Here is a 12,868-nt window from a genome sequence, read left to right as displayed (position 1 = left end):
AGCCGAGTTGCCCGAAGCCGAGGCGCGCCGCCTCGATGCGGAGGGCTATCTGCTGCTGCGCGGCGCGATCCCGGCCGGCTGGCTGCGGCCGCTGCGCGCCGCGTTCGAGGCGGGGACGGTGCCGTCGGAGCAATGGCCGGTGCCGCGCGGTCGCGACTGGCGCCACGCGATGGTCGATCTCGACGCCAGCGTGCAGCGTGTCTGCCGGCTGCCTTCGCTGCTCGCCGCCGTGCATCACATCCTGAGGGAGCCGTTCTTCCTCGGCCAGGTCGAGGGCCGCGAGCCGCTCGCCGATGGTGGCCAGCAGCCGCTGCATCGCGACGGCGTCGACCGGCCGCGCAGCGAGGCAGTGTCCGCGCTGGCCTTTCTCGATCCATTCGGGTCCGACAATGGCGCAACGCAAGTCGCCCCGGGCACGCATCGCCACGATGCAGATGATGCGCAGGCGGCTCCGTTCGTCACGACAGGCGACGCCGGCGATATCCTGCTGTTCGACATCAACCTGCTCCATGGTGCCACGCGCAACCGAAGCGGCGCCCGCCGCCGCTCGCTGCTGATCACCTACGCCGTTGCCACTCAGCAGGAGGAATAGCGGCGGACGCGCGCTCTGCGCGCGGTGCGGATGGATCAGGACGACCTTTTCGGCGCGGAATAGCCGCGCCGTCGCGCCCTCATGCGCGCTTTCCAGCCCGATCACTCCAGCGAGAGAACGCTCATGAAGCTGTACGATTCGCCGACCGCGCCGAGCCCGCGCCGCGTACGCATCTTCCTTGCGGAGAAGGGCATCACGATTCCGACCGTTCAGGTCGACTTGCGTGCCGGCGAGCAGTTTCGGCCGGAATTTCGCGCGCTGAATCCGCAATGCACCGTTCCGGTCCTGCAGCTCGACAGCGGCGCCGCCATCACCGACATCATCGCGATCTGCCGCTACATCGAGGAGCTGCATCCCGATCCCGCTCTGATGGGGCGCAATGCGGAGGAGCGCGCCGTGATCGAATGCTGGGTCCGCCGCATCGAATGGGACGGCATCTACGCCATTCAGGAAGCGTTCCGAAACAATCTGCCGGGGCTCGAGCAGCGCGCTTTGCCCGGCCCGCTGCCGCTCGCGCAGATCCCGGCGCTCGCCGAGCGGGGCCGTCTGCGCGCCGCTCACTATTTTGCGTGGCTCGACGCGCGACTGGCCGATCACCCCTTCGTCTGCGGCACCGCTTTCACGATCGCCGACATCAGCGCCATGGTGACGGTGGACTTCGCGATTCGCGCCAAGCTCGATCCGCCGGATCATCTCCGTCATCTCGGGCGATGGTACGACGACGTGTCGCGCCGTCCGAGTGCGAAGGCCTGACCTGCTGCGCCGCGCGCTCCGCTTCGGCTCACCCGGCGAGCGTCGCAAGTCCCTTCCAGTCGAAGGTCATGCCATGGCCCGGCCGCGCCGGCGCGAGCGCCATGCCGTTCTCCAGCACCAGCGGATGCTCGATGTAGCGGTCGAGGCCGAAGCCGTGGGCTTCGAGGAACGAGCGGTTGGGGCACGCCGCCAGCAGATGCACGGTGACGTCATGCGCGCCGTGGCTCGTGACCGGCAGGTTGAACGCCTCGGCCAGCCGCGCGATCTTCATGAACGATGTCACGCCGCCGCAATTGGTCACGTCGGGCTCGGGATAGGAGACGGCGCCGGCGGCGATGTAGGTCTTGAAATCCCACAGCGAGCGCAGGTTTTCGCCGGCCGCGATTGGCACGCCACCGGCGGCCAGGATGCGCGCATGGCCGGCAACGTCGTCGGGAATGGTTGGCTCCTCCAGCCAGGTGAGGTCGAACGGCTGCAGGGCGCGCGCGGCGCGGATCGCCTCCTCGATGGTCCATTTCATGTTGGCATCGGCCATCAGCGGAAAGCCGTCGCCGAGATGTTGGCGCATCGCCCGGACGCGCGCGACGTCGCCGCCAAGGTCGGGCCGTCCCACTTTCATCTTGATCGCGCGGAAGCCCCTGGCGAGATTGTCGTCGGTTTGCTTCAGCAGCGCGTCCACAGAGAGATCGAGGTCGATGCCGCCGGCATAGCACGGCACGCTTCTGTCATAGCCGCCCAGCAGGCGGAACAGCGGCAGGCCGGCCCGCCGCGCCTTCAGGTCCCACAGCGCGATGTCGAGCGCCGAGAGTGCCAGCACCACCGGTCCGCCGCGGCCGCCATAATGCAGGCCCCACCACACGCGGTGCCAGATCGCCTCGGTGTCGTCGGCCTCGTGACCCGCGACGAGATCAGGGATCTCGCGCCTGCAGATGTCGGCCACCGCATAGCCGTTGCGGCCCACCGTGTAGGTGTAGCCTGTGCCCTCGGCGCCATCGGCATCGCGCACGCGGCAGGTGATCAGCTCGAACGCCGTCATCTCGCCATGCGTGCTGTCGGTCAGCGTGACGCTGAGCGGAATGCGGTAGAGGCCGGTCTCGATCGCGGCGATCTGTGCCATGGCGCAGTTCCTTCCCTGGATTTTTGGCGAAGGTTATGCTGCTGCTGTTGCGAGGGCAATTGCGGACGGCGCATGGCGGACGAGAGGGCTTGGAGATCGATCTGCGTGATCCCTGGACGTGGTGAGCGCGCATGACGGGCGATCGTGACATCCTGGCCCTCAGTGACCTCGATGGTTCCGATATCCAAGGCATGCTGATGCGTGCGCAGGAACTTGCAGTCTGCTGGCGGGCGCGCACCATGCCGCAAGCGCTCGCCGACCGGCGCATCGCGCTCGTGGTCGATGATGGTGGCTGGCGCAACACCACCGCCTTCGATCTCGGCGTGCAAGCGATGGGCGGCCTCTGCGTGCACGCGCCGATCCGCCTCAATGCCACGGAAGCGGTGGAGGATCTCGCCGCCTATCTCGACAACTGGTTCGATGCGGTGGTCTGCCGTACGCCCGAGCTGGAGCTGCTCTATGCCTTGTCCCACTGGGCGCAGGCGCCGGTGGTCAACGCGCGGACGCGGCAGAACCATCCCTGTGAGACGCTCGGTGACCTCGCCTTCCTGTGGCATCGGCGCGGCGCGATCGACGGATTGAAGATCGCCGTGGTGGCGCCGGCCGCGAACATCCTGGGCTCGTGGATCGAGGCTGCGCAGATCCTTCCGATCGATGTCGTTCAGGTCTACCCAGCGCGCTGGCATGCGCAGGGCGAGTCGCCGCGCTTCCACGTCACGACCGATCTCGACGCGTTGCAGGCCGCCGACGTGATCATCACGGATTGCTGGCCGATCGAAGAGGAGGCGAGCGTCCTGCAGGACTATCAGATCACGGCCGCGCTGTTGGATGGCCTGCGGCCGGATCTGGAGTTCCTGCCTTGCCCGCCCGTGACACGTGGGCACGAGGTTTCTGACGACGCGATGCGGCATCGCGCCTGTCGCGCGGTGCAGTCGAAGGCGTTCGTGTTGCACGCGCAGAATGCCGCGCTCGAATGGGTGTTCGGCAGGCCCTGATGCAGAGACTGAAGCGTCCTGCATGGGGTTGATACGACGGTCGGGCGCATCGGCGTTTGCGGCGCCCCTGGCCGGGCGCTATGCTCGGTCATGTCCCACGTTCACGCAGTCCTGCTCGACCTCGACGGCACTCTGATCGACTCGCGCCCCGGCATCGCCGCGAGCGCGCTGGCGGCGTTGCGGTCGCTCGGTCATGCGCCTGATCAAGCACTGGATATCACGGCCTTCATCGGTCCGCCCTTGCAGGACATGATGCGCGAGCTGCTGCAGGCTCATGGCGACCGTGTTGGCGGCGACCGTGTCGACGAAGCCGTCCTGGTCTATCGCCGGCATTATGGTGATATCGGTCTGTTCGACTGCTCGCTCTATCCCGGCATTCGCGAGGCGCTGCAGGAGATGCATCGCGCCGGGTTGCGGATCTATCTCGCGACGTCGAAGCGCGAGCTGTTCGCGCGCCGTATCCTGGAGCATCTCGATCTGGCGTCGTACTTCCAAGCCATTCATGGCTCGGTGCCTTCAGGCGAGCTCGATCACAAGCCCGAGTTGCTCGCGCATATTCTCATGAAGCGGAGTATCACCGCCGCGCATGGCGTGATGGTCGGCGACCGTCGTCATGACATCGCCGGCGCGCACGCCGTGGGCATGCGCAGCCTCGGCGTGCTCTGGGGTTATGGCGGTCGGGAGGAGTTGGAAACCTCCGGTGCAGGCCGTCTGGTGGAAAGTCCCTCCGATCTGGCGGCAGCGGTGGTGACGATGTTGAAGAGATAGCCGGTCGGCCCTGTGCGTGGCCAATCTTGCACCGGAACCGGAAAGCCGCGATGATCCGCGCAAGAACTCTCAGGGCAGGAATACCACGCAGATGGAATTCGATGACGTCATCCTCGGCCGCCGCAGCATTCGGGGCTACAAGCCCGATCCCGTGCCAAGGGCGCTGATCGAGGAAATCCTCACGCTGGCGATGCGCGCACCATCGTCGATGAACACCCAGCCGTGGAATTTCTACGTCATCACCGGCGAGCCTCTCAACCGCATCCGCGCCGGCAACACGGAGCGCATGCTCGCGGGCGTGCCGCAGTCGCGCGAGTTTCGCATCGGCCAGCCCTTCGACGGGCAGCACCGCGAGCGGCAGATCGGCGTCGCCAAGCAATTGTTTTCCGCCATGGGCATCGCGCGCGACGACAAGGAGAAGCGCCAGGACTGGGTGCTGCGCGGCTTCCGCCAGTTCGACGCGCCGGTCTGCATCATCGTGACCTATGACCGCGTGCTCGCCGGCAGCGACGACACGCCGTTCGACTGCGGCGCCGTGACGACCGCGCTGGTCAACGCCGCCTGGTCGCGCGGCCTTGGCGCAGTCATCAACAGCCAGGGCATCATGCAGTCGCCCGTCGTGCGCGAGCATGCCGGAATCGCCGCCGACCAGGTCATCATGAAGAGCATCGCGCTCGGCTGGCCCGATCACGATTTTCCTGCCAACGCCGTGGTGTCGGAGCGCAAGTCGGTGAAGGACGCGACGGTGTTCGTGGGGTTCGAGGAGTAGTTGGCTTGAACCGTGAATCCCCGTAGGGTGGGCAAAGCAGCCGCCAAAGGCGGCAGCGTGCCCACCGTCGCGCCGCGTGCTCGCCGCGAGACGGTGGGCACGGCGCCACCGCTAGCACGTCTCAGGATGGAGCGCGCTCTCGCCTTTGCCCACCCTACCGCTCGATGGTTTTCCAGCGTCACTGGAAGTGAGCGCCCGAATCGCTCCGTCCTAAGCCGCCGCGTTCAGCAACACCCAGAGCCGCGCGATTCGGCCATCGACGATCTCGGCCACGTCGGCGCCGGTCACGGCAATCGGGCCGTCCTTCGGGCCAGCCTGCCAAGACAGATGCGCCAGGCCATGGTGACCTACTGCGGTGCCCACGGGGACGAAGACGAAATCGGGCCCAAACTGTTGAAGCAGGTCGCCCGCCACGCGTGAAATCTCCGCTCGACCGTTGACGACGTTGGTCGGCTCGAACATGACGGGCACTTCGACGAATAGCTCGGCGATCGCCTCCGCGCGCTTTGCTGGATCGCGCTCGTTGAAGACGCGATTGAGGTTCGACCGGAGAAGATGGTCGTAGTTGTCTGATGAATGCGACATGACTTGTTCCTGACGGGGTCATAGGCGCCCGCGTACGGCAACGTCGCACGCGGTGCTAATCGTGGTCGATAACCTTCAACGGCTCGCTGCAATATAGCGGTTACGGCGATGGCTTGCTTCACACCTGCGCCTGTCCGCCATCGACGAACAGTTCGGCGCCGTTGACGAAGCTGGAATCGTCGGAGGCGAGGAACACCGCCGCTTTGGCGATCTCGTCGGGATCGCCCACGCGTCCGAGCGGAATGCGTGAGGCGAGATAGTCGAGCAGCCCCTGCTGCTGCGCGGCGTCCGGACCGGCGAGCTCGACGAGGCCCGGAGTCTTGGTTGCGCCGGGGCTCAAGGTATTGACGCGAATGCGCCGGTCCTTGAGATCGAGGATCCAGTTGCGCGCGAAGGCACGCACCGCGGCCTTCGAGGCGCCGTAGACGCTGAAGGCGGGCGTGCCTTCGGTGCCGGCTGTGGAGCCGGTCAGGATCACCGAGGCGCCGTCGCGCAGCAGCGGCAGCGCCTTCTGCACGGTGAACAGCACGCCCTTCACGTTGCGATCGAACGTGTCGTCATATTGCTGCTCGGTAATCTGTCCGAGCGGCAGCATCGAGCCGCCGCCGGCATTGACGAACAGCACGTCGATGCGGCCGACATCCTGCTTCACCTTCTGATAGAGCGCGTCGAGGTCCGAGAGCTTGGTGGCATCCGCCTGGACGCCGGTCGCACTCCGGCCGATCGCGGTCACCGCGGCTTCCAGCTCCGGCCTCCGACGGCCGGTGACATAGACGTGGGCGCCTTCGGCGGCGAAGCGCTTGGCGGAGGCGAGGCCGATGCCGCTGGTTCCGCCGGTCACGACGGCGATCTTTTCGCTGAGTTTCTGGGCCATGGGGGTCTCTCCTGTCGTGTTGGCCAGCAGAGGATGGCGAAACGCCTGCAACTCCGATATAGAAACAGTTGAAAGTCATCGTTGCAGGAAAGTGGATGTCGAGCACCCGCTTACCCGATTTCGAGGGCCTCGCCCTGCTCGCGAGGGTGGCAGAGGAACGCTCGTTCGCCGGCGCTGCCCGCGCCTTGAACCTTTCGGTGGCAACGGTCTCCCGGGCCATCACCCGCCTGGAGGACCGGCTCGGCGCGCGGGTGCTCAATCGGACCTCGCGCAAGGTGGCGCTGACCGATTTCGGCCGGACGCTCGCCGAGCGCGGCGCGCGCATGCTGCGGGAGGCGGAGGAGGCGGAAAGCGCCGCGCGCGAACTGTCCAGCCGTCCGCGCGGCACCGTCAATCTCGCCGTGCCGATGTCGTTCGGCCTGCGCGAAGTCAGCCCGCTGCTTCCCGCGTTCGTGCGCGAATACCCGGAGATCACGCTCAACCTGCATCTCAGCGACGCCACCGTCGATCTGATCGGCGACGGCTTCGATGCCGCGTTGCGGATCGCCGCACTGCCGGACTCGTCGTTGATCGCCCGGCGCCTGCGCCCAATGGGCCGCTTCCTGGTGGCGTCGCCGGACTACATCGCCCGCTACGGCCGGCCGCAAACCCCCGCCGAGCTGAACGTCCATCATTGCCTCGGCTATGCCTATCGCGCCCGGACGGCGACATGGCATCTGACCCACACCGACGGCCGCGAGGCCGCGGTGACGCCGACCGGACCGCTGTCGGTGACGAACATCGATGCGCTGCTGCCCGCATTGCTGGACGGCATCGGCATCGCCGAACTGCCATGCTTCGTCGCTGATCCCCACGTCGCCGAAGGGCGGCTGGAAATTCTGCTGCCGGACTGGAAGCTCCCGGGCGGCGGGTTGTACTTCATCACGCCAGCCGCGCATGTGCGGCCGGCCCGGATCGAGGTGCTGAGTGAGTTTCTCGCCAGACATTTGTCGCGTTCGCGCGAAGAACGCTGTTAGCGGAACAAACAATTGCGGTTCGCAAAGGCGAGATTTGGGCTTGCTATTTTTCCGAAATCATGATCTATTCCGTGCATCCCGACCTCATGCAGAGGGGCGTACGCGTCGTCACGATACGTAGAGGCGGGGAGCGGTGGCCGCGGGTCTGTCAGGTGCTGATGCGCTGGACGATGGACAGCTCCGCGGACGTTCAAGCCGTGTGGTCCTGGCGCCCCGAAGCTGGCGCCAAGCCCCGCGCGATGCGATCCGTGACAGGACGCGTGGCCGACGTGACGGGGGCAAACAAGCCGGTCCCCGGGGAGAGCACGGAGCAGACGTAAACCCATCGCGCAGGGAGGGCCGGGATGTTCCGGCTGAACCTGTGGTGACCGCCGCGTGCATTCTTTTATCGCACGCGGGCCATGGGAGCAGCCAGCTCCCGGCCTTCCCTGCGCCCTCGGCAAGTTCAGAGGGTTCTGTCTTGATCAACTCGGGCGCGACGGCGCTGCGGGCGTGTTGGTGCGCATCATGATGAGCTCGCCGAGCGGACCCCCACCCCCGACCCCTCCGCGCAAGGGGGAGGGGAGAAGAGAGAGCGAACCTCTTGCTAGGATTGCGCGCAGACGAGTGAGAAGTTCGGACTCGACTAACAGAGCGGCTCAGGATTGACCCCTCCGCGTTGCGGGGAGGATCGGGGTTGGGGGTCCACGATGCACACTGTCGACAATGCGCGCTACTACAAAAAGTCCCGATCCAGGCGTCAACGCGTGAGCTTAGAATCCTCAGACCTTCAGCTCCCGTTCCGTCACGCGCCGGAACGCCTCGAGATAGCGCTGGCTTGTCGCGTCCACTACGCTCTGCGGCAGCGGCGGCGGCGGGGCGTCGCCGTTCCAGCGGCCGGCACGGCGTTCGGCATCGAGATAGTCGCGCAGCGGCTGCTTGTCGAAGCTCGGCTGCGGCTGGCCCGGCTTGTAGGCGTCGACCGCCCAGAAGCGCGACGAATCCGGCGTCATCACCTCGTCGATCAGGATGATGTGGCCGTCCTTGTCGCGGCCGAACTCGAATTTGGTGTCGGCGATGATGATGCCCTGCTCGCGCGCGAGCTTTTCACCCAGTGTATAGACCGCGCGCGTCATGCTCTCGAGCGTATATGCCGTCTCGTCGCCGACCACCTCGCGCATCCGGGCGATCGTGATGTTCTCGTCATGGCCGGTCTCGGCCTTGGTCGCCGGGCTGAAGATCGCGGGCTCGAGCTTCTGGCTCTCGACAAGACCTGCAGGCAACTGTTCGCCGGCGAGCGTGCCGTGGGCCGCATATTCCTTCCAGGCCGAGCCCGAGAGATAGCCGCGGATCACGCATTCGATCGGAAACACCGTGGTCCGCTTGCACAGCATCGCACGGCCGAGGATCTCGTCGCGATGCGGCTTCAACTCGGGGACGGCTGTGATGATCTCATCCGTGTCGGCCGAGATCATATGGTGATGCACGACGCCTTCGAGCGCGTTGAACCAGTAGGCCGAGATCTGCGTCAGCACCGCGCCCTTCATCGGGATGGTCTCGTTCATCACGACGTCGAAGGCGGAGATGCGGTCGGTGGTCAGCAGCAGCACGCGGTCGTCGCCGACGGCATAGATGTCGCGGACCTTGCCGCGGCCGATTATCGGGAGCGGCAGATTGCTGGCGAGAAGCGTGGTCATCGTGTCGAGCCTTCGAAAGGGAGCGTCGCTCCCCATAGCCTATTCCGGCAGCGGAATGAACTCGTGCTCGTGCGGTACTGCGGCGAAGCGGCCGGTTTTCCAGTCCTGCTTGGCCTGTTCGATGCGCTCCTTGCTGGAGGAGACGAAATTCCACCAGACGTGGCGCGGCCCCTCCAGCGCGTCGCCGCCGAGGAACATCATCCGGGTCGGCTTGACCGTGCGCACGCTGATCGCGTCGCCCGGGCGGAAGATCAGCAGTCGCGGACCCTCGTGGCGCTCGCGCGCGATCTCGATCTCCCCGTCGACGATGTAGATGGCGCGCTCCTCGTGATCGGGATCGAGCGGCACCACCGTGCCCGCCTGCGCCGTCACCTCGACATAGAACCACGGCGACACCATCGTCACCGGCGAAGCCTTTCCAAAGGCCTTGCCGGCGATGACCCGCGCGGAGAAGCCGGTGTCGCTAACGGTCGGCAGCGCGCCCGCCGCGTAGTGCTGGAAGCTCGGCGCGATCTCTTCGGACTCCACGGGGAGCGCGATCCAGCTCTGCAGGCCGAGCATCTGCTGGCCGTTTTGCCGCTGCAGGTCCGGCGTGCGCTCGGAATGCGCGATGCCGCGCCCGGCGGTCATCAGGTTCATCGCGCCGGGCTGGATCTCCTGCACGTTGCCCTCGCTGTCGCGATGCATGATGGCGCCGTCGAACAAATAGGTGACGGTCGCCAGGCCAATGTGCGGATGCGGCCGCACGTCCATGCCCTTGCCGGAGACGAACTGCACCGGGCCGAAATGATCGAAGAAGATGAACGGGCCGACCATCTGCCGCCGCCCATGCGGCAGCGCGCGGCGCACGGCAAAGCCGTCGCCGAGATCGCGGGTGCGCGGCACGATGACATGCTCAAGCGCATCGCAGGAGGCGGGATCGCCGAATTCGGGATCGATCGATGGCTGCCAGCTCATGGGGCGCTCCTGGGATGTGGTGAAGCGAGCTTAGCAGCTTCATGCCGGCAACGGCAGGGCATCAGGTCGCGGCATCCGCGTGATTTGAACGGAGCCGACCTCCGGCCTATGGTCCGCCCGCCGACAAGGGATCCCCGACGATGCCGCTCGACAGCCTCGATCTTGCACTTCGCGCCGCCGCCATTGCCTTGCTCGCGGTGCTGGCCGTCGCACTCGGGCGCGAGCTCGGTCAACGTCCGATCGGCCGGCTCGCGATCGCGCTCGCGCTCGGCTCGGCCGCGCACGCGGCGACGTTCAACATCGGCGGCGCCGCGGCGCCGTCGCTGGCCTTCGCGCCGTTGATTGCGGTCGCGACCGCCGACATCGTCGTGCTCTGGCTGTTCTGCCGCGCGCTGTTCGATGACGGCTTTCGCCTGCGCTGGCAGCACGGGCTGATCTGGCTCGCGGTGTTCGGCTTCAGCCTGATGAGCTGCCTCGTGCTCGGGCCGGCCGGTCATATACGGCCCGTGATCGTCGCGAACAACCTGATGGCGCTCAGCTTCGTCGGATTGACCCTGGCGCAGACGATCCGGTCGTGGTCGGCCGATCTGGTCGAGGGCCGGCGGCGTGTCCGCGCCGTCGTCGTCATCGCGGCGCTGGTCTATGGCGGCGTCAATGCGCTGTTGCAGATGTTCGCTGCCGCGCGTGGTCCCTCGGAGCTCGGCAATGTGATCAATGCAGCGATGTTCCTCACCGTCGCCGGCGCCGTCGCGCTGCTGCTGTTGCGGGTCGGCGCCGGCGACCTGTTTGCCCCGGAGGCGCCGAAAGACGCAGCCGTTCGCGCGGCGGCGCCCGCCGCGATCGCCCTCGCCGCGGAGACGGCCGCCAACCGCAAGCTGGTCGATGCGCTGAGGCGGCTCATGGCGGATGAACGGATCTACCGCCAGGAGAACGTCACCATCGGCGTGCTGGCAACGAAGCTTGCCATTCCCGAATACCGGCTGCGCAGGCTGATCAATGGCGAGCTCGGCTTTCGCAACTTCAACACCTTCCTGAACAACCACCGCATTGAGGAGGCCAAAACCGCGCTCGCCGATCCCGCCCAGGCCGAGGTGCCGGTGATCACCATCGCGATGGACGCCGGCTTCCAGTCGCTGGGGCCCTTCAACCGCGCCTTCAAGGCGGCGACCGGGATGACGCCGACCGAGTTCCGGCGCCTGAGGCAGTCGGCGGCGTGATGATCTCGAGATTGAAATCAAAGGAGAATTCCGAAATCGGCGAGGTCGCTGCCAATTTCGGCGGCGGACCGTTTCAAAATCGGCGAGCCGTTTGGCCGGAGCTGCGCTCTCGTCGGGCACGTCCATCTGCCGGAGCGTCCCATGACTCGCCGCCTGCTGCTGCTCGTCGTTCTTGCCACCACCACGCTGACCGCTCTGGCGGTCGGCGCTGCCTGCGCCCGCGATGTCCCGGAGGTCGCGACAGGGTTCATCGCGAGCGTGGTCTGCTCGGAGACCTTCGTCTCCGGCCTCGATCCGGACCGCGTTGTGTCCGAGACCAGGGACGCCATGCCTGGGGCGGGGCTGCTCACCTGGGCCATGGATATCCGCGTCGACCGCGCAGCGCGGGACGTCAACGTGACCCTGCTCGGGCTCGGCCGCAGCCATGCGGTATTTCGCGACGGGCTCGGCTGCCATTTGGAACATGGCGAGATCCAGGACTGGCCGACCATCCGGCCCGCTGCTCCGCAGCCCGCTTTGCTGCCCGACATCGCTCCGCCACGCGTTCTGGAGTCGGCCACCCCGGCCCTCGCCGCGGCCCTCGATCGCGCCTTTGCCGAGCCGGCGGCGCCGCCGTTCCGGCGGACCCATGCCGTCGTGGTGCTCAAGGACGGCAAGCTGATTGCCGAACGCTATGGGCCCGGCATCACCCTCGACACGCCTTTGCTCGGGTTCTCCGCCACCAAGTCGATGATAGCGACCTTGATCGGCATTCTCGTCCGCCAGAACAAGCTGACGCTGCATGCGCCCGCGCGCGTCGCCGCCTGGCAAAACGAGACCGACCCGCGTCATGCCATCACCGTCGATCACCTGCTGCGTCATACCGCCGGGCTCGCGCTCGGCAGCTCGCTGCAGGCCTCGCTGCTGTCGGCGCTCGAGCCGGTCAACCGCATGAAGTTCGTCGAAACGGATCGCGCCGCTTTCGCCGAGACCATGCCGATCGAGACGACGCCGGGCGCGGTCAGCAACTATCACGACGGCAACACCGTCATCCTCTCGCAGCTCATCCGCGACGCCGCCGGCGGCAGCGCTGCGGATGTGCTGCGCTTCGCGCATCGCGAGCTGTTCGATCCGCTCGGCATGCGCAATGTCACGATCGAGTTCGATGCCGCCGGTACGCCGGAGGGCTCGAGCCAGATGCTGGCCTCGGCGCGCGACTGGGCGCGGCTCGGCCAGCTGTATCTCGACGACGGCGTCGTCGGCGGCCGCCGCATCCTGCCAGCCGGCTGGGCCGAGTATGTCAGCAGTCCGACGCCGGGCGCCTTCGTCGGGCTCGGCGCCGGCTTCTGGACCAATCGTGGCGACAGTTTCGGCGCCAACTATCGCGTCTCCCACGGCTGGCCACGCGATGCCTTCTTCGCCAAGGGCTCGATCGGCCAATATGTCATCATCATTCCCTCGGAGCGCCTGGTCATCGCCCGCTTCGGCCGCACCGTGAACTGGCCGCCAGAGGCGGACGGCGTGGCGGAGCTCGTGAGCGACGTGATCGCGGCGACGCGGGGAGAATGAC

General features: G+C 66.8%; 13 protein-coding genes. 8 read left to right on the top strand and 5 right to left on the bottom strand.

Annotated features, from left to right (window positions below; translation table 11 throughout):
* Positions 1 to 7: 7 nt before the first annotated feature.
* On the top strand, positions 8 to 592 hold the full coding sequence (locus BRADO_RS00125) for a phytanoyl-CoA dioxygenase family protein (RefSeq protein ID WP_244422942.1): 585 nt from the start codon (positions 8 to 10) through the stop codon (positions 590 to 592).
* Positions 593 to 715: 123 nt separating this feature from the next.
* The gene (locus BRADO_RS00120) at positions 716 to 1,345 is read left to right on the top strand and encodes a glutathione S-transferase family protein (RefSeq protein WP_011923299.1); all 630 of its coding nucleotides are present in this window, start codon (positions 716 to 718) and stop codon (positions 1,343 to 1,345) included.
* A 28-nt stretch (positions 1,346 to 1,373) separates the two neighbouring features.
* Here the strand turns inward: BRADO_RS00120 and BRADO_RS00115 are convergent, their stop codons facing one another.
* The gene (locus BRADO_RS00115; protein WP_011923298.1) at positions 1,374 to 2,462 is read right to left on the bottom strand and encodes a mandelate racemase/muconate lactonizing enzyme family protein; all 1,089 of its coding nucleotides are present in this window, start codon (positions 2,460 to 2,462) and stop codon (positions 1,374 to 1,376) included.
* Positions 2,463 to 2,659: 197 nt separating this feature from the next.
* Between BRADO_RS00115 and BRADO_RS00110 the strand changes: the two genes are divergently transcribed.
* From BRADO_RS00110 to BRADO_RS00100, 3 genes are all read left to right on the top strand, one after another.
* A complete protein-coding gene (locus tag BRADO_RS00110) occupies positions 2,660 to 3,457 on the top strand; it encodes an ornithine carbamoyltransferase (protein WP_011923297.1) in 798 nt (265 codons plus the stop codon).
* Between the two features lie 90 nt (positions 3,458 to 3,547).
* On the top strand, positions 3,548 to 4,225 hold the full coding sequence (locus BRADO_RS00105) for an HAD hydrolase-like protein (RefSeq protein WP_011923296.1): 678 nt from the start codon (positions 3,548 to 3,550) through the stop codon (positions 4,223 to 4,225).
* A 91-nt stretch (positions 4,226 to 4,316) separates the two neighbouring features.
* Complete coding sequence (locus tag BRADO_RS00100) at positions 4,317 to 4,994, top strand: nitroreductase (RefSeq protein ID WP_011923295.1); 678 nt, start codon at positions 4,317 to 4,319, stop codon at positions 4,992 to 4,994.
* A gap of 210 nt (positions 4,995 to 5,204) precedes the next feature.
* On the opposite strand, the gene BRADO_RS00095 is transcribed toward BRADO_RS00100, so the two are convergent.
* Together BRADO_RS00095 and BRADO_RS00090 are read right to left on the bottom strand one after the other, a co-directional pair.
* Positions 5,205 to 5,579: a nuclear transport factor 2 family protein gene (locus tag BRADO_RS00095; RefSeq protein ID WP_011923294.1), complete on the bottom strand. Its 375-nt coding sequence runs from the start codon at positions 5,577 to 5,579 to the stop codon at positions 5,205 to 5,207.
* A 118-nt stretch (positions 5,580 to 5,697) separates the two neighbouring features.
* Positions 5,698 to 6,453 (bottom strand): SDR family NAD(P)-dependent oxidoreductase, encoded by a 756-nt coding sequence (locus BRADO_RS00090; protein ID WP_011923293.1) that lies wholly within the window; start codon positions 6,451 to 6,453, stop codon positions 5,698 to 5,700.
* Between the two features lie 95 nt (positions 6,454 to 6,548).
* Here BRADO_RS00090 and BRADO_RS00085 point away from each other — a divergent pair, with 95 nt between their 5' ends.
* Positions 6,549 to 7,469 (top strand): LysR family transcriptional regulator, encoded by a 921-nt coding sequence (locus tag BRADO_RS00085; protein ID WP_011923292.1) that lies wholly within the window; start codon positions 6,549 to 6,551, stop codon positions 7,467 to 7,469.
* Between the two features lie 761 nt (positions 7,470 to 8,230).
* Here BRADO_RS00085 and BRADO_RS00075 read toward each other — a convergent pair.
* Positions 8,231 to 9,145 (bottom strand): phosphoribosylaminoimidazolesuccinocarboxamide synthase, encoded by a 915-nt coding sequence (locus BRADO_RS00075; RefSeq protein ID WP_011923291.1) that lies wholly within the window; start codon positions 9,143 to 9,145, stop codon positions 8,231 to 8,233.
* A 39-nt stretch (positions 9,146 to 9,184) separates the two neighbouring features.
* Entirely contained in the window at positions 9,185 to 10,102 is a 918-nt protein-coding gene (locus tag BRADO_RS00070; protein WP_011923290.1) for a pirin family protein, read from the bottom strand.
* 140 nt (positions 10,103 to 10,242) lie between these two features.
* On the opposite strand from BRADO_RS00070, the gene BRADO_RS00065 reads away from it, so the two are divergent.
* Both BRADO_RS00065 and BRADO_RS00060 read left to right on the top strand, forming a co-directional pair.
* Positions 10,243 to 11,319 carry a helix-turn-helix domain-containing protein gene (locus tag BRADO_RS00065; RefSeq protein WP_011923289.1) on the top strand — a complete coding sequence of 359 codons (1,077 nt, stop codon included), beginning with the start codon at positions 10,243 to 10,245 and terminating at the stop codon, positions 11,317 to 11,319.
* A 141-nt stretch (positions 11,320 to 11,460) separates the two neighbouring features.
* On the top strand, positions 11,461 to 12,867 hold the full coding sequence (locus BRADO_RS00060; protein ID WP_011923288.1) for a serine hydrolase: 1,407 nt from the start codon (positions 11,461 to 11,463) through the stop codon (positions 12,865 to 12,867).
* Position 12,868 lies beyond the last annotated feature (1 nt).

Source organism: Bradyrhizobium sp. ORS 278 (assembly GCF_000026145.1).
Lineage (GTDB): Bacteria > Pseudomonadota > Alphaproteobacteria > Rhizobiales > Xanthobacteraceae > Bradyrhizobium.
This window is presented reverse-complemented; position numbering and strand designations above follow the sequence as displayed.